A 21,318-nucleotide genomic window follows, 5' to 3' on the forward strand; every position below is an offset into this window, starting at 1 on the left:
TGCCGGTGACATTAGAATGGCGCGCGTCAGCGGGCCAGTACCATTGAGAGAATCAATCGCGCGCGTCTGGCGGCGGTACGTCGGTGCTGGTGCGGCACTCGATCAGCCACACATCATAGACCGCGTGATCGACGGCGTTGAGCGCTGGGCTGTCGGCGAACATCCAGCCGGTAAAGATGCGCTTGGATGTGCCGGTCAGGCTGCGCTGATCGACTTCGAGAAAGGCCGATGTCCGCTGGGTCTCGGTGGCAGCGCGATTGTAGCAGGCGCGCGGGGTGATCTCGAGCGCGCCGAACAGCACGGTTTCATCGATATAGACGTCGAAGCGGGTGATGCGGCCGGTGATCTTGTCGAGCCCGGCAAAGGTCGCCACCGGATTGGCAATGGGCTGGGCCGATACGGGCGCTGCAACGCCAAAGACGCCCAGCGCCGCGAGCGGCGCCAGGGTCATCATCATGCGGGCAAGAGTTTTGAGATGGCGCAAGGCGCCGTCCTTATTCTGGCGACCAGGCGTCGTAGTCACCGGTCACGCGGGGGCGTTCGCCCTTGTTGAGCAGGCTGCCATCGGGACGATAGGCGGCTGCCGTGCCGGTCAGGTTCTGCTGATGGGGCAGCTCCCAGCTCTTGGCGACATAGTTGGCCTTGGTTGGCACGATGTCGGTGCGATAGTGCATCCAGCCGTGCCAGCCCTGACCAATGGTCGAGGCGTCAGCGGGGCCGGCATAGGTCACATAGCGCCGATCAGCCTTGCGATCCTGGAAATAGCGATTGCCGAATTCGTCGCTGCCGACATAGTCGCCGAAGCGCCAGATCCACAGACGGGTGCCCCAGGTCTGACCACCCCACCAGGAGAAGATTTCGCTCAGGAACTGCTTGATACCGGATTTAGCCAATTGTCGATTCCGCCGTCGATAGCTGCGAGTGCGCCGGGTGTAACATGCGTGGTCAGATCAGCCTAGTGTTTGGCGGGTTTTTCGCGCGCTGTTTTCGTGCCTCGCTCACCCTTCTATAGGAGGGGCATCGGGGCCAGCTTTGCAGTGAGTGCCACCCTGCCCTGCACACAGCATCTGGTAGTGGGTCACAGGCAGATCACCACAAGCACTGGTAGTGGGCGCATTGTGGATTTCGCGTAATTTTTCTGCGCTTGACAGCTTTGTGACGGTTTGATTCGACGGTGTTGGTGGCATGGTTAGCCCATTGTAAACACCCGCCTGGCGGAGAATTTAGCCGTGGAATCTCGGCACTTTAGCGGGGCTTGTTCGGCTCACATATGCGCCGTTCACGTGATGCTCCAGCCTGCATAAAAGGGGGCGGCCAAGTCCGCGTTTTCCTTGCAGTTTGTCCCCACTATCCACATAATGAGCCTACTAGTGGTTGTCTGAACCACCCCTCCAACCACTAGACCTTGTGATTTCTTGCGTTGACGCATCGTTTGAATCGGCAGATGTTTTGGACAGGCCGACAACACACCATGTCGTCGGCTCAAGACCCCTGCTCAAAGCACTGGCATCAGACCGGCGCCATACAGGGGCACAGGCAAGTTTTTCGAGCCCGGCCACGGGCTCGGTTGGTGACGCGTCAAAACAGATTTGGGTGAGAAGCCGGGTTTTTCGGCTCGCGGGCATTTGTGTGCCCGTTACATTGGGGACTAAGACGACTATGCGCATTGAACGCCGGTTTACCAAAGCCAATGAAGACCGCTACGCCGGTCTCGAATTCCGCTCGGCCACGAGCGAGATTCGCAACCCGGATGGCTCGGTCGTCTTCAAGCTCGAAGATATCGCCATCCCCAAGAGCTGGAGCCAGGTTGCGGCTGACATCATTGCTCAGAAATACTTCCGCAAGGCCGGCGTCGCCAAGGCCCTCAAGAAGGTTGAAGAGAACTCCGTGCCGTCCTGGCTGTGGCGCTCCGTCCCCGACGAAGCTGCGCTCGCCAAGCTGCCGGAAGATGAGCGCTATGGTTCGGAAATGGACAGCCGCCAGGTGTTTGATCGCCTGGCTGGCACCTGGACCTATTGGGGCTGGAAGGGCGGCTATTTCGACAGTGAAGAAGATGCGCGCACCTTCTTTGACGAACTGGCCTATATGCTGGCCAGCCAGCGCGTGGCGCCTAACAGCCCGCAATGGTTCAATACCGGTCTGCACTGGGCCTATGGCATTGATGGTCCGGGCCAGGGTCACTTCTATGTGGACCCCTTCACCCACAAGCTGGTGAGCTCCAAGAGCTCGTATGAACATCCCCAGCCCCATGCCTGCTTCATCCAGTCGGTCAATGACGATCTGGTCAATGAAAACGGCATCATGGATCTGTGGGTGCGTGAAGCGCGCCTGTTCAAATATGGTTCGGGCACCGGCACCAATTTCTCGGCCCTGCGCGGTTCGGGCGAAAAGCTCTCGGGCGGCGGCAAGTCCAGCGGTCTGATGAGCTTCCTCAAGATTGGTGACCGGGCGGCCGGCGCCATCAAGTCGGGCGGCACCACCCGTCGCGCCGCCAAGATGGTGGTGCTGGATATCGATCACCCCGATGTCGAGGAATACATCAACTGGAAGGTCAAGGAAGAGCAGAAGGTTGCCGCTCTGGTGACCGGCTCCAAGGTCGTCTCCAAGCACCTCAAGGCCATCATGAAGGCTGCCGTCAACTGCGAAGGCAGCGGCGATGACTGCTTTGATGTGGCGATGAACCCCGCGCTCAAGCGCGAAGTGCGCGCTGCCAAGAAGGCTCTGGTGCCCGAGAACTACATCTTCCGGGTCATCCAGTTCGCCAAGCAGGGCTATACCGATATCGAATTCCCGGTCTACGACACCGATTGGGACAGCGAAGCCTACCTGACCGTTTCGGGCCAGAACTCGAACAATTCGGTGCGGGTGAGCGACGAGTTCCTGCGCGCCGTTGAAGGCGATAGCGACTGGGATCTCAAGGCACGCCAGTCCGGCGTTGTCACCAAGACCCTCAAAGCCCGCGATCTGTGGGAACAGGTGGGCTATGCCGCCTGGGCCTCGGCCGATCCCGGCATTCAGTACCACACCACCATCAATGAGTGGCACACCAGCCCCGAGGCCGGTCCGATCAATGCATCGAACCCCTGCTCGGAATACATGTTCCTTGATGACACCGCCTGCAATCTGGCATCGGTGAACCTGCTGCCCTATCGCAACCAGGATGGCTCGTTCAACACCGCTGCCTATGAGCACACCGTGCGTCTGTGGACCGTGGTGCTGGAAATCTCGGTGATGATGGCGCAGTTCCCATCCAAGGCGATTGCCGAACGGTCGTTCGAATACCGCACGCTGGGTATCGGTTACGCCAATATTGGCGGCTTCCTGATGACCTCGGGCATTCCCTATGACTCCAAGGAAGGCCGCGCCATTGCCGGTGCTGTCACCGCCATCATGACCGGCGTGAGCTATGCGACCTCGGCCGAAATGGCCAAGGAGCTGGGACCGTTCAAGGATTACAAGCGCAATTCCAAGCACATGCTGCGCGTCATCCGCAATCACCGCAATGCCGCCCACGGCAATGCCGAAGGCTATGAAAAGCTCTCGATCACCCCCGTGCCGCTCGATCATGCTTCGCTGATCGACAGCGAATTGAGCGAACGCGCCAAGATCGCCTGGGACAACGCGCTCAAGCTGGGCGAAAAGCACGGCTACCGTAACGCCCAGGTTTCGGTTATCGCCCCGACCGGCACGATCGGTCTGGTGATGGATTGCGACACCACCGGCATCGAGCCAGACTTTGCGCTGGTCAAGTTCAAGAAGCTCGCCGGTGGCGGTTACTTCAAGATCATCAACCGCGCCGTGCCACCTGCCCTGCGCACGCTGGGCTATTCGGAAGCCGATATTGCCGAGATGGAGGCCTATGCGGTCGGCCATGGCAATCTCAACCAGGCACCGGGCGTCAATCCATCCACGCTCAAGGCCAAGGGCTTTACCGATGAGAAGATCGCCGCGCTGAACGCTGCGACCGCATCGGCCTTCGACATCAAGTTCATCTTCAACCAGTGGACACTGGGTGCGGACTTCCTCAAGACGCTGGGCGTCACCGATGAGCAGCTGGGCGATTTCTCGTTCGACCTGCTCAGCTTCCTGGGCTTTTCCAAGAAGGATATCGAGGCGGCCAATATCCACGTCTGTGGCGCGATGACCCTGGAAGGTGCCCCGCACCTCAAGGCCGAGCATCTGCCCGTGTTCGATTGCGCTGCGCCTTGCGGCAAGATCGGCAAGCGCTCGCTGTCGATTGAATCGCACATCCTGATGATGGCCGCCGCACAGCCTTTCATCTCGGGCGCGATTTCCAAGACCATCAACATGCCAAACGACGCGACCGTCGAGGACGCCAAGCAGGCCTATATGCTGTCCTGGCGCCTGGCCTTGAAGGCCAATGCGCTCTATCGCGATGGCTCCAAGCTCAGCCAGCCGCTCAATTCATCCGTGCTGGCTGCGGCCGACGAGGATGAAGACGAGGATGCTGCCGAGGAAATGGCGGCGATGTCGTCTGCCGCCCGCGTGCCGCAGGTTGCCGAAAAGATCGTCGAGCGCATCGTTGAAACGGTCATTCGTGACCGCGAAAAGATGCCTGATCGCCGCAAGGGTTACACCCAGAAGGCCGTCGTTGGTGGCCATAAGGTCTATCTGCGCACCGGCGAATATGATGATGGCCGTCTGGGCGAAATCTTCATCGACATGCACAAGGAAGGCGCAGCCTTCCGCGCGATGATGAACAATTTCGCCATCGCCATCTCGCTGGGCCTGCAATATGGCGTGCCGCTGGACGAGTATGTGGAGGCCTTCACCTTCACCCGCTTCGAGCCTGCCGGCATGGTCATGGGCAATGACCGGATCAAGAACGCCACCTCGATCCTGGATTACGTGTTCCGCGAACTGGCCGTGTCCTATCTCGATCGGGACGATCTGGCCCACGTCAATCCCGAAAGCCCGACCTCGCTGGGCAAGGGAGCCGACGAAGACAAGGCAACCGGGCGTCCCGCTGCCAACACCCCGGCCCCCATGCCTGCCGACAAGTTCGTGTCGCGAGGCATGACCCGTGGTCGCGTCAGCAATAAGAGCCTGATGATCGTTTCGGGCGACCATCACCTGAACCCGGTTCAGGCGATGCAGACCTCAACGGTCACCGCGCTCAAGGCGGCAACGGCGCTCAAGCCCGACAGCCAGGTAGCCCCCGCGGCCTTCCCGGCCGCCGAACTGAGCCCCCTGCCCAGCCCGCCACCGAGCAAGGATACCGGCCTGCTGCGCGCCGAAGCCCAGATGAAGGGCTATACCGGCGACCAGTGTACCGAGTGCCATAATTTTACAATGGTCCGGAACGGCACGTGCTTGAAGTGCGATACTTGCGGGACGACGACTGGGTGTAGTTAGTATAGTCTCGCAGAAATAGTTGTGTCGCCCGCCATTGTTTTGGCATTTTGGCGGAATGTCTTGGCACTATTGAGAGCATAATATTGGCACCTAAAATAGAAAAGCCCGGGAAACCGGGCTTTTTGCATATGATGGGCAGCGTCGGCGTGAGACCAAACTGGAAAGGCTTCGGCACCACCATCACACGGGCTATTTCTGAAGCTAGTTTTGAACGACTGTTTTGGGGCCGTGAGTCGTCGTGCAGCTTTTGCCGGCCGCCCGACGATAGCCGACACTCGGAGTGCTTCGTGCCCAACGGCTAAAATGGGGCCGATTGCGGACTGTCCGCCTTTGGGGGCTGCATTAAGGGAAGCAGCTATAGAGCACGCGGCCGGTCCAACGGCTTATTGGGGCCGGAAGCCGTCCATCCCGCCCACCTCTTCGCTTACCGGAGATGGGCCATGACAGCTAACGAGGCCAGTTTTTCTGGCCCAGCACTGCATCCTTGAGCTCGCTCCAGGCACGTGTCTTCAATGACCTTCCGACAACGCGAGCTGGGAGGCAGGTCATTTCGCTGAGCGGAGGGCAATGACGAGCAGGGCAACTCCGGCGAGCGAGCCGAAAACCATGACGCCAATGCCCGAGAAGATCCAGAAAACGTCCATCTCTTGGCTCCTTGTTTGTGGGGCGAGAACGCCCGGGGCAAGACCGGGTATCCGTCCGCTGCTGCGCGGCTAAGACTGCACCTGGGCGACGGCCGCGCGGGCGTGCACCGAAATGAACCTCCGGTGCACCCGCCCGCCCATGATCGTTAGCCACAGGCACGTGGCGATCTCCGCGAGCGCTGCAGGGATCACGGCTAACGGCGAGACCATCGGCTCGAGCTCAGGGGCGAGGAAGACCACGAACAGGTCGGTCCAGTAGCCGGCGAGCGCCAGCATCATCACGATACCGAGCAGCTTCGGCACGAAGCCTGAGCGGTAGAACAGTAGACCGATGGTGAAGCACCATGCGCCAAAGAAGATGCCGTTCGCGGTGTAGCCGTAGGCATGCAGGTTGAGCAGGAACTGGATGAGGTCCTGCACCTGCTCCGGCGGGAAGGACGGCAGCGCACCGTTGACGAGGAGCAGCACGCCGAAGTGATAGACGACGTTGGCGCCCATCCACGGCAGTCGCAACAGGTTTAGAAAGAGTGCGAGCAGCGCGAGGTTCTTGTCGACCTGCTTCAGGAGCACCCAGAAGGCGAGACCGAGGAAGGCGTCGAGCAGCAGCACGATAAGATCGGCGATACCTGCCAGCGCGTAGGTGGTCTGGTCGGCCGTAATTGCCGACATCGTGGCCGCCGCGTCGCCCTGTACGACCATGCCGGTCCTCACGGAGAATTCGGCGAAGCCGGCGAGGATAGCCACGCCAAGATAGGCGAGACCGGCCGCACGGGCCCAATTAAAGCGCGTCGTTTCATTGGCAGTGTTGGTCATGGAACTCTCCGATTTGGCAAGGCGGTGACGGTCGCCGGCCGCAACCAGCGGCCGGTGGGATGACGGTGGGCAAAGGCGCGAGCGCCTTCGCGTGAGATTGGAACGGAGGCGCTAGGCGGCAGCGCGTACCGGGAGGGGCATGGCGACGTTGACCACGACCGCGCCCACCTTGTGCCGCTCGGAAACCCGCCGATACGCGTCGGCAATGCCAGTCAGCGGCTCGATGCTGTCGATCACCGAGCGGACGACGCCGCTCTCGACGAGGTCAGCGAGGACAGCCAGGTCCGCGGCGCTGTCGCCGTTGACGCCGATTACGATCCTGCGGCCCTGCGGGTCGGTACGCATCGAGCGAAGGATGTCCGGAACACCAAACTCAAGCGGCACGAAAAGTCCACCAGGTGACAGGACGCGCGCGGCCTCGCGGAAGCTCGATACCCCCGCGGTATCAAAGATGACGTCGTAGGTTTCTTTGCCGCGTGTGAAGTCGACTCGCTTGTAATCGATGATGTGGTCAGCCCCCAGCGACCTGACCAACTCCACATTGTCGGTGCTAGTGAGCGCAGTAACCTCCGCACCGAGGTGCTTGGCAATTTGTACGCCGAACACGCCAACCCCGCCCGATGCGCCTGTGACCAGCACCTTTTGGCCGGACTGAACCTTGGCGAAATCGCGCAGGAAGACCAGGGCCGAGAGGCCACCGAAGGGCAGCGCCGCCGCTTCGCCATAGCCAAGGGTTTCCGGTTTCTTGACGATGGTTTTGTCCTCGGCAATGGCGATGTACTCGGCGTGTGCGCCGGCCCCAACAACGCCGAAGACCTCGTCGCCCATCTTGAAGCGTGTGACCGAAGCGCCGACCGCAACGACACGGCCCGAAAAGCTACCGCCCTGGATCGGATTGCGTGGGCGGAAAAGGCCGAAGATCATCCGCGCCGGAATCTGCAGCACGCCGCCGGCATTCATTTCGACCATGCGCCAAGCGCCGGTCGAGACCGACGTGGCGTAGACTTTGACGAGGACCTCTTCGTCATTGATTTCAGGGCGCGCTACCTCGGCGATGTGCACCACCTTCTCTGCCGGTCCGTAGTCCTTGTTCACTGCAGCTTTCATTGTAATTTCCTCGATCCACGTGGTTGCTGTTTGAATGAGGGAGTTCTAGGCGTCCCTGTTCCCATTAGAAATTGACTGAATTCTTTCTTTTGGTATGCGTATCCGTATGGATTGGCGGTCAGTAAAGTTCGACTGGAACAGGGCGCGCGCATTCCTCGTCACGGCCGAGGAAGGCTCGCTCTCTGCCGCGGCGCGGGCGCTCGGCATGACCCAGCCGACGCTCGGCCGCCAAGTCGACGCATTGGAGGAAGAGCTCGGGGTGGTGCTCTTCGAACGGGCAGGACGGGGGCTGGTCCTGACGCCATCCGGGCTGGAACTGCTCGATCAGGTCCGCAGGATGGGCGAAGCAGCGACCGGCGTGTCGCTGACCGCTTCGGGGCAGACGCAGTCGGTTGAGGGAAGCATTCGCATCACCGCCAGCGAGATCGAGGCGCTGACCCTCCTGCCGCCGATTATCGCCAAGCTTCGTTGTGAAGCTCCCGGCATCAACATCGAGGTCCTCGGTTCCAATGTCGCGGCCGACCTGCGGCGGCGCGAGGCTGACATCGCCATCCGCAGCTTCCGTCCGACCGAGCCCGAACTGATTGCGAAGAAGATTAGCGAAAGTACCGCCCGGCTCTTCGCCTCTAGTGACTACTTAGACAGGCTGGGCCGTCCGGTAACGCTGGAGAAGGTCAACGGCGCCGACTTCATCGGCTACGAACCGCCGGATACATTTGTTCACAGCCTCAATGAGATGGTCGGCCTGTCCGTGAGCCGGACCAACCTGAAGGTGATCAGCCCGAGTACGGCGATGCACTGGGAGCTGGTGAAACTCGGGGTCGGCCTGTCCGTCATTCCTGATCGGCTGGGAGACGCGGAACATGGGGTCGAACGGGTGCTGGACGGGGTTGCCAAGCCGCTCGTCTTTCCGACCTGGCTGACGACGCACCGCGAACTCAACACCTCGCGGCGCGTGCGTTTCGTGTTTGACTTTCTTGCCGACGAGTTGGCAGTTCCGGCGGCGACTTCTACCCCCGCGAAGAAGCCTCGCCGCTGACGTCGAGCACCACGATGCCGGTCTTGGCGCCGCTTTCGACATAGCGATGCGCATCGATCGCGTCTTCGAGAGGAAAGGCCTTGTCGACAACAACCTTGAGCTTGCGGTCGGCTATCTGTTGTTTGAGGAAGTCGAGGTCCTCGACCGGTTCGCCTGCGAGCTGAAACAGCACTTTCACGCGTCCGCGACGGTTCTCGACCAGCCCCCTCAGCATCTGGCGCGTGTGCGGATTGCCCAAGAAGTAGCGTCCTCCATCATTGAGTGCGGTGACACTTGGTCCAAATGGGCTGAGCCCGACAACGTCTATGATCGCGTCATAGCATTCGCCGGTTCGCCAGAAGTCGGTCGACTCGTAGTCAATGACCTTGTCGGCGCCGAGGTCGCTGAGCATCTGATGCTTGCTCACCCTGTCGACCGCGGTCACCTCAGCGCCCGCCTCCTTGGAGAGTTGCGTTGCGAACATGCCGATCGAGCCGCCAGCGCCGTTGATCAAGACCTTCTCGCCCGGCTGCGGATCGCACTTGCGGACGAAGTGCAGGCCGTTGAGACCGCCGGTCGGAATTCCCGCTGCTTCGGCATAGCTCAGCGTCGGCGGAATGGTGGTCAGGCTGCCAGCCTCCGGTATGGTCGCATACTCGGCATAAGCCCCCATACCGAACCCTGTTGGACCGAAAACCCGGTCCCCCACCTTGAAGCACGTGACGCCTTCGCCAAGCGCCTCGACAACACCTGCCACCTCCATGCCGAGCACCGGCTGCCGCGGCCGGGTGATGCCAATCGCCAGACGTGCCGGTACCCAAACCCAGCTGACCATCTTGAAGGCGCGGACCTCGCAGTCGCCCAGCGTTATGCCCGCAGCGTGGACCCGAACTAGCACCTGGCCCGGCTTTGGTTCTGGCTTGGGCACGTCCCGAAGCTCAAGGACATCGGGCGGGCCGTAGCGCGTACAGTAAACAGCTCTCATCACTCCCCACCATAGCGAAGGCGATCTCGATGACAACCACGACGGGGCCGGCCCATCTTGGCGCAAGACAGCGGAAAGCCTTAAATGTGTAGGGTTCCCAGCAGTTTTGATGCGGGAGAGAGGCCAACCAAACCGACCGCTTTCAGAAATTCGAAAAGCCTGCCCGAAGGGCAGAAATGGGGCGCCTTTCAGCCTGGCCGCTGTCGACCCCTTTTTGGTCATTGATGCTCACTTAGCCATTGGCTAAAAGCGGACATGGGAACAAAATCCAGCGCTCAAGACGCCAGCGCATATGAAGCATTGGACCGGCTCCTCTTTCGCGAGTGGGATCCTATCGGCGTTTACGCGATCGACGGGCCAGAGGATGAGTACCGGGCTTATCTGCCCGAGTTTTGGAACTTGGTGTCATCGGGGGTCGACGTGACGCTGGTCGCTGACTATCTCGGCCGAATTGAGAGGGATCGCATAACGCTGGAAACGTCCCACGAGCATCGGCTCGACATATGCCGGAAGGCCGCAGCCTTGGTGGCGGCGTGGCGAATTCAGGTTCGAAGCTAGAAGGCCAGTGCTGTCTAAGTAGCCCATCTTCTTTCCATCCCAATGTTTGCTGGCAAAAAAACGACCCCGTTTCTGCCGGTCGTGGTCCGACCGAAAGATCCAAATAGCAGCCGTTCGTCAGTGCTAAGGGCTCCGCCGACGCTTGATCATAAACGCTTTAGTGGCAGCAATCAGAACAAAAAACAGACTGGCCGCAACGACGATCCCGGTGATTGGCCCAATTCCAATATCGTGTCCGGACGGGCACGCATCCCCGCAATTCAGGGTCGACCAAAAATCGACCCAAAGTCCTATAAGGCACACGGCGCCAGGCAAGAGCACGAGTAAGAACAGCAGCCAGTTGCGAGCGGACAGAAGAAAGCCTGATGCGACTAGGGTGCCAGATGCCCAGAAATAGATGTTTTCCACGTGGCGGCCTCTCTGGCATGGGACACTCTGGGCCTAGCCGGCTAGAGCCCAACTTCAAAGTCGTATCTTGCAGGTGCGGCAGCTAACGCTTCGTGTGAACCAAAACCAGACCGTCTCCTTCCCACCCCATTATTGCCATTCCCGACCTCTCGGCGGAACGACCGCTTTCAGGAAATCGAAAAGCCTGCCCGAACGGCAGAAATGGGGCGCTTTTCAGCCTGGCCGCTGTCGACCCCATTTCGGTCGAGAAACAGAACTCAGCGAAAGCCTGAAAGCGGACATCGCTATCGCAGAGTAAGCCGCGAAAACAGCTTCGCATTCCGCGATCACATTCCTTGCGATACCGACAGTCTTTCACACTTCGGAAACCATATTTCGAGATCGTAAAGTCAACGATTTGTGAGATTCTTTATGTTCCGACTAACTCTCTTGAGCTTGTTTTCGGTATCGTTGGCCATGGCACTCCCGGTTGCGGCGGCGCCTATGCCCGTGTTGCCACCTTTGCCTCCGTTGCCAACTGATTTTATTCCGGTCAGCGACGATCGTGACGGTTTCTACTCGGGCATATTGGGGGGCAGCACCCTCAGTCCAGATGAAATGATGGACGGCAATTTTGGCCTTCTTGCAGGACACACGACTTCTCTGGGCAGCCTGCGCCTGAACATCGAGACATTGGCCACGGCGGGCCTGCGGGGGCGCTTCACAATCGAAGCTGGTGGATATGCAGGCTTCGCTTTCAACGACACCATTTCCGCATTTGGTGGTTTGAGTTTGGGCCACGATACCTCCACCGGTCTGTATGCCTCCACGGGAGCTGCGATCGAACTTGCCGCTGGGGAGGCGACAGCTATGCGGATCGACTATCGCTATAATTTTGATCTCTCTGGCGAGCCAAACTCGCAACGACTGCTCACCGGGATATTGTGGAGATATTGATGCCGATCTTAAGGCTTTAATATCTCTAGCAATGTCAAAAAACACAAAGCGTCAGATCTGTAATAGCAATTGGAGGCACCGCAATGCGGTCCGCTAAAACCTGTGCCTTCTTGGCTGTGTTGGCGCTCGGCACAACATCAGTATGCGCTGATGACTGGACCGCCGTGCGGTTGCGTGGCGGTGTATTCGTTTTGACGGACGGGGCTTGGGAGCAACTGCAGCGGGGCAGTGTCGTTTCGGATGACCGGGTAATCAAGAGTGCGCCAAATAGTCGTGCTACATTTGTGCGTGGCGCCGAAACTATCGAAATTGGTCCGGAAAGCACCGTCCAGATTGCTGATGCCCCTGGCTTCACGACAGTGTTCAATCATGCGGGTTCAGTTGGCGTAGATGCAGAAGCGCGCAACGTCCAACATTTCTCAGTGCAGACCCCGTTCCTCGCGGCAGTGGTCAAAGGTACTGCCTTTACCGTGCAATCCGACGCTAACGCTTCGACCGTCGCTGTGTTTAGAGGCGTGGTCGAGGTTGAGGATGGCGATAGTGGGGGTGGTGATAGCGGTGGTAATGGCGCTGTAAGCGTCCAAGCCGGCCAGCAGGTGTCCACTGGCGCTGGGAAAATCAGCTCTGCAACTATTGAGCCGGTCGCCGCTACCGCGCCTCCGCCACCAGCTCCCGCCGCTCAGCAACCAGTTATTACAGCGAAACCTACTTCAGGCGGCGGAACACAGCAGTCGGTTGCTGCTAGCTCGAACACTCCAGTTTCACCAGTCGCGAGCGGGGCTTCGCCGACAAGCGGTGCTGGAAACGATGCCAAGCCCGAGAAAGAGCCGAAGCCCGAGAAAGAGCCGAAGCCTGAGAAGGAACCGAAGCCCGATAAGGAACCGAAGCCCGAAAAGGAACCGAAGCCCGATAAGGAACCGAAGCCCGAAAAGGAACCGAAGTAGAATTACGAGCGGAGTTTCGATCCATCAAGTCAGTGCGGCATGAGATGCTTGGCGGTGAGTGTCCGTTTGGCAAGAGTTATATCCGAAAGCAGCCAGTCCGCTCTCCACCCCGAATGTGCCGATCTGCAGTCGCCCCTGTTGCACTCGTCAGATAAACTAGGAGTGAAGCACAAGGCCGATGATCGCATCCTGTTGTATGCGGTGTCACTAGCAGCGGATGTCCGCAGCCACTCAACTGGAGGGAGTTTCGGCTTGCAAGTCAAAATCTGTATTCAGGCCCTGTGGATCACGCGGCGTCTTTTTTTGACCATTTTGATTTTTGGTCTGTTTGGAACGACAACGGTTATTGCTGAGAATTTCGACATTCAAAGGAGCTACCTGGATGTTGCTTTTACATCGGAATTTGAAGGTATAGAGTTAAGCGTAGATCGCCTAAAGAAGCGCATTGTTGGCCGACCAATAAGCGTACTCACAGTGCCCTTGGCGCCTGCTCCGATCGAAGAAACGTTGGCTGCGGTGAGAGCCGTGACATCTGTTTTGGACGAACACTCGCCGCTATTGGAATTGGTGTTCGTTGAGCCCAGTCGATATAAGTCTATTTTATCTCTTTCCGCAGAAGACGCCGATGAGTTTTTCGACGATTCAATCACAGTTTACGTCGGTCCACGTCACGAGATTGTTGAATCAGTTCGAAAGTTGGGCGAAAAGGCATTCGCGACTTTTGGTAGCTTTGCTCAGAATGCGCCGTTAAATCGCTCTTGTTTCGGTCTCGCCTATGGCCACGGGAATGGAGAGTACTTCATCGGGAAGGCTTTCGTTTTCATAGAGTACTCCAGTAGCGATCGGCTATATGCTTGTCTCTACGAAGAGATCATGCAGACATTTGGTATTCCTGGAGATCTTGTTTTCGGATCTTACTCTATATTCAACGATGACGACGTTTATTCAATTCCGACAGAACTCGATTGGGCGATGTGGGACCTGCACAACAATATAAAATTGCAAGCTGGCATGAGTCAGTCTGAGGTAATCGGCAAATTGGGAGCAATACTAGGCACTGGACAGCCAAATGAATGAATTGGACGGTCACGAGCAGCGCTTGCGGGCTCCCGCCTGTCCCTGAGATTACCGCCAGTATTGTGAATGCGTGTTCGATGTCAACGTGAGGGGATGTTCAACAATCGACCCCCATTGCGGCCCTTGGACATTGGTCGTCAGGCTCCCAAAAGCGGACTTGCTTGCCGACCTTTAGGGCTGAAACAGTAGGTCGTAAGCCTCGACGTGGTGTGGAAACAATTCGTCGTATGGAGGTGAACTGATCCCCAGCACCTCGACCTCGCAAGTATGTTTATCTTTGAGGTCGTAGCGGATACAGACGCCGGCACATTGGAGCACGACGCCTTGGGAGGTCCTCGCCGCGAGCCTATTCCATATCTGCACGCGGTCTCCATCGGTGATGTCCGGGGGAACTGTGCGGACGAACGCGTCGAAACCTTCGGCGGGAGTGAAGCGGCCGAAGGCGACGCCCATTGGTGGATCACCTTGCTCTAATTCGGAATACCCAAGGATCTGACCATCCGAAATGATCGCGAACATTGAATTTCCTTCCGTTTGTCGACGCCCAAGCAAGCGCAGCGAGCCCTTATCGACGGCAGCTTGATCACCATGGTAGCTAAAAGCAGCCAGTCTGCAATCCACCCCCTTTCGGACGCCGGCAAGACAACGACCGGACCGTCCGCTTTCAGGAAATCGAAAAGCCCGCCCTAACGGCTGAAATGGGGCGCGAAGCTGCCCCACTGAAGTCATGTTGTATAGCTGTCGAGGTCCAAACCTATTGGTTGCCTTCCCCTGCGCCTAATTCCCACAGCAATGCGCGGCAAGTTTGCTCTCGTTCATCGGCACACTCGGCTTCCCGTCGTGCTTCTGGAATCTTTCGAAACCCATCGAGATCGCGCTGCAATTTCGCTATTAGCCGGTGACGTTCCGCCATCTTGGGACCGGTATCAGGCGGCCGACTGGCTGGCGCGCTTATGTGGGGAGCATTTTCGATCGCCTGGCGGATGCGTTGGCTAATGAGCGAGAAAATACCAACCACAAGCATGGCTCGTTCGGCATCCGTTCGGCCCAGCTCAGCTGGTAAACTCAGTTTGAAATCCTGGACCGTCTGATCACGGCGCAAGCGGAAACTGGTGTGAAATTCAACCTGGCCGTTCTCGCTCCACAACTGAACTTTTAGGTCACGCGCATAGTGCCGAAATCGCTCTGACAGCTCCGCGGTCATTCGATCGACCTGTGCCTTCATGGCCGTCTCTCCTCGAAGACTTGTCCCTCAAATCCCCCCGCCACTGGCGCTGGTATTCTGTCAGCAGGGTAAGGAGATCAAAATGCCAAAAGGGCGAGATAGCAAGCGCGTGGCGTCGCAGTTCCTGAACGGCCTCGCTGTCGCGGTCTTCAGCGTGGGTTTGCTCGGCCCACTAGTCCAAGGAGACACGGACACTACCAGTCTCATGTTGGCTATCGTGGTTGCAGTGGCATTGCACGGGCTCGCGCAGTTCATCAGTTGGCGCTGAGTTGGATTGAGACCTGAGAAGCTCATTTGCCGCGCACTGCTATGTGCTGCGCTGCACCTTGGTGGCATCGATTGAGCTCACTATTCTGCCCGGGCAATAGAATGTCTTCCGCTATGATCTCTACAATCAGTCACGATGAGCCTGCATGACAGTTTACCAGTGGACCACCGATGATGATGAGGTGGCATTTGATGCCATCACAGTTGGCATTGGGGCGCCGCCAAGGGGCTTTGATCCGGTGGAGCTGACAGCAAGCGTCTATTGGCCAGATTGGATTACCCAAGGCGATAAAGTCAGAGGTTCGATGGAAGGCCCCTACTCTATCGACGATGCCCTTCGCCGCGCAGAATCCCTGCGCACAATCTGGGCATTCAAGCGTGTTGTGATCGCCATTGAAGAGCGCGAACTCTGGCAGCCCGAATGGGGCGAGCTGGCCGAATTTGAAGGTTTTGACTGATGTGCAATCTCTACTCCCACACCAGTAATCGGCAGGCGATCATCGACTTCGTCAAAGAGGTCAACCGCATCCACGACAGTGTTGGCAATCTCGAACCTCAGCCGGGCATCTTTCCAGACTATGCAGCGCCCATCGTGCGCAATACCGCCATTGGCCGCGAGCTGGCCAAGGTTCGCTGGGGCATGCCTTCCAGCCAGTTCGCCTTGATGCAGAGCGCCAAGAAGCGCGCGGCAAAGCTTGAAGATAAAGGGCAAGTGGTGGACTTCGCCGAATTGCTCAAGCTCGAGCCAGATAGCGGCACAACCAATGTGCGCAACATCTTTGATCCGGTCAAAGGCCGCTGGAACCAGCACTGGAACCGCTGGATGGGTGTCGAGAACAGATGCGTCGTGCCCTTCACATCGTTCTCAGAGTTCGATGGCACCATGAATGATGGCAAGAAGCGGGGCGACACCTGGTTTGCCCTGGATGAAAGCCGGCCACTGGCCTTCTTTGCAGGCATCTGGGTCGAAGGGTGGACCAGTGTGCGCAAGGTCAAAACCGGAGTCGAAACAGCGGACTATTTCGGTTTCTTGACCTCAGAGCCCAACGACGTTGTCGGGGCCATCCACCCCAAGGCCATGCCGGTTATTCTGACCAAACCTGAAGAGGTCGAGATATGGCTGTCGGCGCCCAAGGATGAAGCCATCCAGCTGCAACGCCCCCTGCCCGATGGCGTACTCGATATCGTGGCTGTTGGCGTCAAACAGGACGGCGCCTAAAGGTCATCCTCAGGCACATACCATCTCAGCCCGAACATTCGGCCACCACAGCATGGTGCATTGAGCTTGGCTGCCAACCTGTTGATCTCGAAATTGTAGCCCAGCACCGCTACCAGCGTTGGAAGGTCAAGCTCGGCCTCTACCCCACAGGGCTTTGCCTGCTTGAGGCCTTGATGGTGCCGCTGGCACTCGATGAAGCCACGCCATTTCTCATGCATGGCCTTGCCAATTGTTGGCGGAATGCGGCCCTGCGGCTCATCAAGACGGATCTGGCATCGATCGTTCGCATAGTTGATCGAATTGATATCTGGCGGGTTCAAGGCTTTGCGGCATTTGCCGAGCCTGCCAATTGCCCTGAGCGTGTCAGGTCCGGTGACATCGCCCACCATGCCCAACAGTCTGTCAGCCCGATATGCGCCACGGCGGCTACATTCATCGCAGCGCACGCGGATCACTCTTTGGCCCATTTTGGACAGGGTCACAGGTTGTGACGACATCGATCGAGATTGACTCCAACAGGCAGCAGTTCCTATTTTGTTCTCATTCTTCGCGACAAGAGTCGAGAGGGATCCGTGTCAATGTGATGGGAGAACTGACATGCTGACGGTTCAGAAGCCGGATATCAAACCAACCAGCCTGATCGTGCTGCTGGCATTTATCCGCGACGAAGAAGGCGAGTTGCAAACCGCTTTCGAGCCCCGAGAGGTGCCGTCAGAAGACAAGGCCAAGATGGATGCGCGACGGATGGCAGCACTGGGCACCTATGCTGGTGTGATTGCCTGGTCTCGGACAGCGGACCTGGTCAATGGTGTGTTCGGAGATCCGGTTGTGATCTTTCAGGACGGCGACGTTCCTGACTTGGAGTGACCACTTCAAACTGCCACCATGTGTGGCTTGAGACAATGGCACCCCTGCCCCTTGGTTAGCCCCGCTCACACGCCCAGCCATCGCCATCACGATCCAACTGGTACACGTCGGGCCCAACCACGCGAACTGGCCCACTGACATATGCTGGCCCGTTTCCCGATCCACCTGCACAATCGACGTCACTGGCTATTGGCACGCATTTGCCTTCATAGCTGGGGTGACATTCCTGCCCGACAGAGTGGCTGACCAGTACCAGTTGGACTGCCAGACATCCTAAGCCAAAAACGCGTAACCCATTACTGACCATACCCATCCCCCTTCACTAGGCCGACAATGCTGTGGCTTAGCTATTTTTCAAGTATACGAGCAGTTTAAGAATTTGAAACTGGTCTGCCGCTACTTGGTGAACGAGTATCAGTTGCCCGATGAGGAGAACGGCCAGTATGTCGCGACAGAAACCATGGATAGCTGGTTGCATTCTTGCCATTTCCGCGTTGGTGCCCTCGATTGCTTCTGCACAGTCCTATTCCAATCTGGAGATGTGCGGAAACAGACCAAACACAGCGCACAAGACCTGTGTCGTGGATGGCGACACCCTCTGGCTCGATGGCGAGAACATTCGTCTGAAAGACTTCGACACACCCGAGCCGCAAACGCAGATCTGTGGTGGCGGACGCGAAGTCGCACTGGCAATAAGAGCGAGCTCAAGGCTTCTTGATCTGCTCAACCACAATGATTGGACAATCGAGCGCTTCGGACTGGACAGCACCAGAAGCAAGCGCAGACTTGCGACCATCCGTATCAACGGTAGAGATGTCGGAGACATCTTGATCAGCGAGGGCTTGGCACGTCGTTGGCCTGACGGAGACGAATTCTGGTGTTGATAGTGTTTTGGAAGGTTGGAAAATTCAAACGTGCGACCTAGTTGCTATAAGCGCTAGGTCTGAATTGGGGTGGTTTGCGGACAGGCAGCTTTTAAGCGAGCAATGGCCGAAAGCGGAAACAATCTTGAAGGTTCAAGCCCGGCCGGTTTCGGACCGTCCGGTCGAGGCTGAGCGGTAGTCGGAGGAGGATTCTCAGCGTTCGGACCCAGGAATTTGGCAAAACTCTCGATCTGCAATGTAAAACGATCGTTTTACATTGGCTCGATGGTCGTTTATACCGATGTCCATGGATAAGACCGATGCGCTGACTTTCGCCGCCGAACGGCTCTTCGACAGAAACGGCTATACTGCGACAGGAATGGACAGGCTGACGCAGGCTGCCGGTATGTCGAGCCGGACGCTCTACAAACATGTCGGTAGCAAGGCGGCGCTCATGGGCCGGGTCCTCGCGACGCGCGACCGTCGGTTCATGGAAAGCATAGAGGTGAAAAGCGTCGATGCGCTTTTCTCCGCGATTGGGGACTGGGTGCGGGCAGAGGGGGCGCGGGGATGCCTGTTCCTACGCTCACTGGCCGAAACCGGAGGCGAGACGCCCGAAATCGCTGCGGCTGTCACCGCGCACAAGACGGCCTTCCGAAGACGGATCCATGAGATCGTCGCCGTGGACCTCGGCCACGACGACCAGGTTCTTGCCGAACAGATCCTGGTTCTGGCCGAGGGAGCGACGCACGCTGCGGTGTATCGCGGCGTAGCGGCCGTATCATCTGCCCGCTCCGCCGCGTGTCTTCTGGTGGAGGCGCGACGATGAGCCCGGCGCTTCGGATCGGCGCGACCGGTTTTGGCCTGATTGCGCTGTGCTACGGCTTCGCACGGTTCGCATTTGGCCTATTCCTGCCGCAGATCGACGCCGAGCTGAATCTTGGCCCATCCCTGAGCGGCGTGATCTCGGGAGGGTCGTTTGCGGGCTACTGTATTGCCATCATCGCTGCGGCCGCCCTGACCGAGTGGTTCGGCGCGCGCACCGTGGCGATGGCGGCGGCGACGATGGCCGCGATCGGCATGGCGGGGATCGCGCTGGCGCCGTCGCCCACACTCTTGGCTGTAGCCGTAATTGTGGCTGGGACCAGCACGGGTCTCGCCTCTCCGCCTATGGCGGCTGCCGTGGCTGCTGCCGTGCGCCCCGACCGGCAGGATGCGACAAATACGATTATCAATGCGGGAACGAGCGCGGGCGTCGCCCTTTCCGGCCCGATCGCCCTTGCCGTGAACGGGCAATGGCGCACGACATTCGCGGTCTTCGCGGGAATGGCGATCGCTCTTGCGATTGGCGCCGCTCTCGCTCTGCCTCCCTCGCGCGACAGCCGTCCCTCAGGCGGTCTGCCGAGGATCACAGGGCCGCTCGGGCGTCTCATCGTCGCCACGTTTCTGGCCGGTGTGGCAAGCACCGCGATATGGTCTTTCGGCGGGCAGCTCGTATCGCGAAGCCTGGGTTGGGGAACAACCGAAACCGCTATCTTGTGGAGCTGCATTGGCGCGGGCGGCATCGCAGGGGCGTGGGCGGGCAGCCTCATGTCACGCTTCGGTCTGAGGCGCGTCCACCTCCTGTTCTGCGGTATCCTGGCGGCTACAATCGTCGCGGTCGGGTCCGGCTTGGCAATCGCCGGCGTAGTATTGGCGGGCGGAGCGCTTTTCGGCGCGGCTTACGTGATGCTGACCGGCGTTTATCTCGTCTGGGGTGTCCGTGCCCTGCCAGACCGACCTGCTACCGGCTTGACGATTGGCTTCTTGACGCTCGCCATCGGCCAGACCGTCGGCGCGCCAATCTTTGGCCTGCTGATGGGTGGCCCTGGTATGCAAACCGCGATTATTGCCTATGCCGCCTTCGCGCTGTTGGCAGGGGTGGTCCGACCCGGGTTCGCCTCCGGTCGAGCATGAGCGCGCCGCGGCCATCAACCAATCGGCGGTGTTCCGCATAGTCTGCTTTTGCGACGATATTCCAGGTGGATGAACGACCGTAAAGGGGTCGGTTTCAGACGGGCAGCAAAGGGGACTGAGAGCCTCTGCGCAGATACGTCGGAAAGCGGACGCTAGCCTTTGAGCTATTGCGGTGCGGCCTCAGATTTACCGCGCGAGGGGTCAGCCATTGACCCCATTCAGCACGGCGCAAACCATTGTGCTGCCTTCGTATAGTCCGGACCGCATCAGACCACGGAATTGAGCGCTCTCAGAGCTGTTCAGACGCTCGGACTCCGCCTGAAATACCCAATCCCGGAATACGCGGTTCTTCTCCGAATTGTCCATGCCCTCGGATATCAGGGCAAAGCTCTTCAATACCACATCCGCCGCCAACTGCTTGACGGGGGCCGTGGTCCAGTTCACCCGAGCCTGTGGCGGAAGGCACTGATGCAAACCGGCCACCAGGTGGTTTCTGGCATCCTCCGGGTGCCGTTCAGCTATCCCGACAAATGCCTTTGCGAAGCTCTCGGCCATAATATCGGCCGTTTCGGCAGCGTCGAACGACCTTCCCTTTAAGAGCTTAGCGCTTTCCTCTAACCATGTGACATTGTCCGCTGCGTTGGAGGGGAGCTTTGAATTAGAGCTTGGCGAAGACTGGAACACAAAAAAACCAGCAGCGACTAAAAGGGCCGCAAGTCCGCCGAATGCCCACGTGACCATACCAGTGCGGTGAGGGGCAGACGCTTGCGATTGCAATATCGGGGCTGCGTTTCGCTTGCCAAATGTTGCCCTAGTGCTGGACATATCGAATCCCTTCTCAATCTGCAAAAGGGCTTAATACCTGTCGATTGATGTTCCGTTTATCGTAACCGGCGAAATGCAGCTTTCATTGCGGCGGCCCTATTATCTTTCACTCCAACGCCGCCTGGTATTTGGACGATGATGGCAGGGGCCGAACGGCAGATATGGGGTCGGCTGCTGCCGGGCAGAAACGCGCCCCATTCAGGACGTTCCTCAAGCATTTGCGATCGCAC

The 21,318-nt window shown here is 58.6% G+C and carries 20 protein-coding genes; 11 read left to right on the plus strand and 9 right to left on the minus strand.

Going from position 1 to position 21,318, the window contains the following annotated elements; genetic code table 11:
• Positions 1 to 52: 52 nt before the first annotated feature.
• Positions 53 to 457: a DUF2155 domain-containing protein gene (locus tag AC0L37_RS08860; protein ID WP_212659139.1), complete on the minus strand. Its 405-nt coding sequence runs from the start codon at positions 455 to 457 to the stop codon at positions 53 to 55.
• Positions 458 to 494: 37 nt separating this feature from the next.
• The gene (locus AC0L37_RS08865; RefSeq protein ID WP_212659140.1) at positions 495 to 878 is read right to left on the minus strand and encodes an NADH:ubiquinone oxidoreductase subunit NDUFA12; all 384 of its coding nucleotides are present in this window, start codon (positions 876 to 878) and stop codon (positions 495 to 497) included.
• Positions 879 to 1,659: 781 nt separating this feature from the next.
• On the opposite strand from AC0L37_RS08865, the gene AC0L37_RS08870 reads away from it, so the two are divergent.
• The gene (locus tag AC0L37_RS08870; protein ID WP_212658017.1) at positions 1,660 to 5,376 is read left to right on the plus strand and encodes a vitamin B12-dependent ribonucleotide reductase; all 3,717 of its coding nucleotides are present in this window, start codon (positions 1,660 to 1,662) and stop codon (positions 5,374 to 5,376) included.
• 713 nt (positions 5,377 to 6,089) lie between these two features.
• On the opposite strand, the gene AC0L37_RS08875 is transcribed toward AC0L37_RS08870, so the two are convergent.
• Both AC0L37_RS08875 and AC0L37_RS08880 read right to left on the minus strand, forming a co-directional pair.
• Positions 6,090 to 6,833 (minus strand): DUF4386 domain-containing protein, encoded by a 744-nt coding sequence (locus AC0L37_RS08875; RefSeq protein WP_282221399.1) that lies wholly within the window; start codon positions 6,831 to 6,833, stop codon positions 6,090 to 6,092.
• A 111-nt stretch (positions 6,834 to 6,944) separates the two neighbouring features.
• The gene (locus AC0L37_RS08880; protein ID WP_282221398.1) at positions 6,945 to 7,940 is read right to left on the minus strand and encodes an NAD(P)-dependent alcohol dehydrogenase; all 996 of its coding nucleotides are present in this window, start codon (positions 7,938 to 7,940) and stop codon (positions 6,945 to 6,947) included.
• A gap of 106 nt (positions 7,941 to 8,046) precedes the next feature.
• Between AC0L37_RS08880 and AC0L37_RS08885 the strand changes: the two genes are divergently transcribed.
• A complete protein-coding gene (locus AC0L37_RS08885) occupies positions 8,047 to 8,979 on the plus strand; it encodes a LysR family transcriptional regulator (protein WP_212659141.1) in 933 nt (310 codons plus the stop codon).
• Here the strand turns inward: AC0L37_RS08885 and AC0L37_RS08890 are convergent.
• Positions 8,951 to 9,943 (minus strand): NAD(P)-dependent alcohol dehydrogenase, encoded by a 993-nt coding sequence (locus AC0L37_RS08890; protein WP_282221397.1) that lies wholly within the window; start codon positions 9,941 to 9,943, stop codon positions 8,951 to 8,953. The two genes, AC0L37_RS08885 and AC0L37_RS08890, sit on opposite strands and share 29 nt — an antisense overlap.
• A 1,377-nt stretch (positions 9,944 to 11,320) precedes the next feature.
• Between AC0L37_RS08890 and AC0L37_RS08895 the strand changes: the two genes are divergently transcribed.
• From AC0L37_RS08895 to AC0L37_RS08905, 3 genes are all read left to right on the plus strand, one after another.
• Positions 11,321 to 11,845: a hypothetical protein gene (locus AC0L37_RS08895; protein WP_282221396.1), complete on the plus strand. Its 525-nt coding sequence runs from the start codon at positions 11,321 to 11,323 to the stop codon at positions 11,843 to 11,845.
• An 83-nt stretch (positions 11,846 to 11,928) separates the two neighbouring features.
• Positions 11,929 to 12,789, plus strand: coding sequence for a FecR domain-containing protein (locus AC0L37_RS08900; protein WP_282221395.1), 861 nt, complete (start codon positions 11,929 to 11,931; stop codon positions 12,787 to 12,789).
• 54 nt (positions 12,790 to 12,843) lie between these two features.
• Positions 12,844 to 13,866 (plus strand): DUF2927 domain-containing protein, encoded by a 1,023-nt coding sequence (locus AC0L37_RS08905; protein ID WP_282221394.1) that lies wholly within the window; start codon positions 12,844 to 12,846, stop codon positions 13,864 to 13,866.
• Positions 13,867 to 14,037: 171 nt separating this feature from the next.
• Here the strand turns inward: AC0L37_RS08905 and AC0L37_RS08910 are convergent, their stop codons facing one another.
• Together AC0L37_RS08910 and AC0L37_RS08915 are read right to left on the minus strand one after the other, a co-directional pair.
• Complete coding sequence (locus tag AC0L37_RS08910) at positions 14,038 to 14,385, minus strand: hypothetical protein (protein WP_282221393.1); 348 nt, start codon at positions 14,383 to 14,385, stop codon at positions 14,038 to 14,040.
• A 235-nt stretch (positions 14,386 to 14,620) separates the two neighbouring features.
• Positions 14,621 to 15,091, minus strand: a complete 471-nt coding sequence (locus AC0L37_RS08915) for a hypothetical protein (protein WP_282221392.1) — start codon at positions 15,089 to 15,091, stop codon at positions 14,621 to 14,623.
• A gap of 413 nt (positions 15,092 to 15,504) precedes the next feature.
• Between AC0L37_RS08915 and AC0L37_RS08920 the strand changes: the two genes are divergently transcribed.
• Positions 15,505 to 15,816, plus strand: coding sequence for a hypothetical protein (locus AC0L37_RS08920; protein ID WP_212658036.1), 312 nt, complete (start codon positions 15,505 to 15,507; stop codon positions 15,814 to 15,816).
• Complete coding sequence (locus AC0L37_RS08925) at positions 15,816 to 16,577, plus strand: SOS response-associated peptidase (protein ID WP_282221391.1); 762 nt, start codon at positions 15,816 to 15,818, stop codon at positions 16,575 to 16,577. The genes AC0L37_RS08920 and AC0L37_RS08925 overlap by 1 nt, the downstream gene beginning before the upstream one ends.
• Here AC0L37_RS08925 and AC0L37_RS08930 read toward each other — a convergent pair.
• On the minus strand, positions 16,574 to 16,966 hold the full coding sequence (locus AC0L37_RS08930; protein ID WP_282221390.1) for a hypothetical protein: 393 nt from the start codon (positions 16,964 to 16,966) through the stop codon (positions 16,574 to 16,576). The two genes, AC0L37_RS08925 and AC0L37_RS08930, sit on opposite strands and share 4 nt — an antisense overlap.
• A 208-nt stretch (positions 16,967 to 17,174) precedes the next feature.
• On the opposite strand from AC0L37_RS08930, the gene AC0L37_RS08935 reads away from it, so the two are divergent.
• The 4 genes from AC0L37_RS08935 to AC0L37_RS08950 all read left to right on the plus strand — a co-directional run bounded on the left by AC0L37_RS08935 (position 17,175) and on the right by AC0L37_RS08950 (position 20,263).
• Positions 17,175 to 17,444, plus strand: a complete 270-nt coding sequence (locus AC0L37_RS08935) for a hypothetical protein (RefSeq protein WP_282221389.1) — start codon at positions 17,175 to 17,177, stop codon at positions 17,442 to 17,444.
• 443 nt (positions 17,445 to 17,887) lie between these two features.
• Entirely contained in the window at positions 17,888 to 18,328 is a 441-nt protein-coding gene (locus AC0L37_RS08940; protein ID WP_282221388.1) for a thermonuclease family protein, read from the plus strand.
• A gap of 286 nt (positions 18,329 to 18,614) precedes the next feature.
• A complete protein-coding gene (locus tag AC0L37_RS08945; RefSeq protein WP_282221387.1) occupies positions 18,615 to 19,136 on the plus strand; it encodes a TetR/AcrR family transcriptional regulator in 522 nt (173 codons plus the stop codon).
• On the plus strand, positions 19,133 to 20,263 hold the full coding sequence (locus tag AC0L37_RS08950; RefSeq protein ID WP_282221386.1) for an MFS transporter: 1,131 nt from the start codon (positions 19,133 to 19,135) through the stop codon (positions 20,261 to 20,263). Before AC0L37_RS08945 ends, AC0L37_RS08950 begins: the two co-directional genes overlap by 4 nt.
• Before the next feature lie 201 nt (positions 20,264 to 20,464).
• Here the strand turns inward: AC0L37_RS08950 and AC0L37_RS08955 are convergent, their stop codons facing one another.
• Entirely contained in the window at positions 20,465 to 21,088 is a 624-nt protein-coding gene (locus AC0L37_RS08955) for a hypothetical protein (RefSeq protein ID WP_282221385.1), read from the minus strand.
• Positions 21,089 to 21,318 lie beyond the last annotated feature (230 nt).

This window comes from Devosia sp. J2-20 (assembly GCF_055808475.1).

Excerpts from the sequence above, each read along its gene's own strand:
- AC0L37_RS08875 (WP_282221399.1), bottom strand. The coding sequence starts at position 6,833 with ATGACCAACACTGCCAATGAAACGACGCGCTTTAATTGGGCCCGTGCG.
- AC0L37_RS08955 (WP_282221385.1), bottom strand. The coding sequence starts at position 21,088 with ATGTCCAGCACTAGGGCAACATTTGGCAAGCGAAACGCAGCCCCGATA.
- AC0L37_RS08920 (WP_212658036.1), top strand. The coding sequence starts at position 15,505 with ATGACAGTTTACCAGTGGACCACCGATGATGATGAGGTGGCATTTGAT.
- AC0L37_RS08890 (WP_282221397.1), bottom strand. The coding sequence starts at position 9,943 with ATGAGAGCTGTTTACTGTACGCGCTACGGCCCGCCCGATGTCCTTGAG.
- AC0L37_RS08935 (WP_282221389.1), top strand. The coding sequence starts at position 17,175 with ATGCTGACGGTTCAGAAGCCGGATATCAAACCAACCAGCCTGATCGTG.
- AC0L37_RS08950 (WP_282221386.1), top strand. The coding sequence starts at position 19,133 with ATGAGCCCGGCGCTTCGGATCGGCGCGACCGGTTTTGGCCTGATTGCG.
- AC0L37_RS08900 (WP_282221395.1), top strand. The coding sequence starts at position 11,929 with ATGCGGTCCGCTAAAACCTGTGCCTTCTTGGCTGTGTTGGCGCTCGGC.
- AC0L37_RS08940 (WP_282221388.1), top strand. The coding sequence starts at position 17,888 with ATGTCGCGACAGAAACCATGGATAGCTGGTTGCATTCTTGCCATTTCC.
- AC0L37_RS08925 (WP_282221391.1), top strand. The coding sequence starts at position 15,816 with ATGTGCAATCTCTACTCCCACACCAGTAATCGGCAGGCGATCATCGAC.
- AC0L37_RS08880 (WP_282221398.1), bottom strand. The coding sequence starts at position 7,940 with ATGAAAGCTGCAGTGAACAAGGACTACGGACCGGCAGAGAAGGTGGTG.
- AC0L37_RS08870 (WP_212658017.1), top strand. The coding sequence starts at position 1,660 with ATGCGCATTGAACGCCGGTTTACCAAAGCCAATGAAGACCGCTACGCC.
- AC0L37_RS08915 (WP_282221392.1), bottom strand. The coding sequence starts at position 15,091 with ATGAAGGCACAGGTCGATCGAATGACCGCGGAGCTGTCAGAGCGATTT.
- AC0L37_RS08945 (WP_282221387.1), top strand. The coding sequence starts at position 18,615 with ATGGATAAGACCGATGCGCTGACTTTCGCCGCCGAACGGCTCTTCGAC.
- AC0L37_RS08910 (WP_282221393.1), bottom strand. The coding sequence starts at position 14,385 with ATGTTCGCGATCATTTCGGATGGTCAGATCCTTGGGTATTCCGAATTA.
- AC0L37_RS08895 (WP_282221396.1), top strand. The coding sequence starts at position 11,321 with ATGTTCCGACTAACTCTCTTGAGCTTGTTTTCGGTATCGTTGGCCATG.
- AC0L37_RS08930 (WP_282221390.1), bottom strand. The coding sequence starts at position 16,966 with ATGGTGGGCGATGTCACCGGACCTGACACGCTCAGGGCAATTGGCAGG.
- AC0L37_RS08885 (WP_212659141.1), top strand. The coding sequence starts at position 8,047 with ATGGATTGGCGGTCAGTAAAGTTCGACTGGAACAGGGCGCGCGCATTC.
- AC0L37_RS08860 (WP_212659139.1), bottom strand. The coding sequence starts at position 457 with ATGATGATGACCCTGGCGCCGCTCGCGGCGCTGGGCGTCTTTGGCGTT.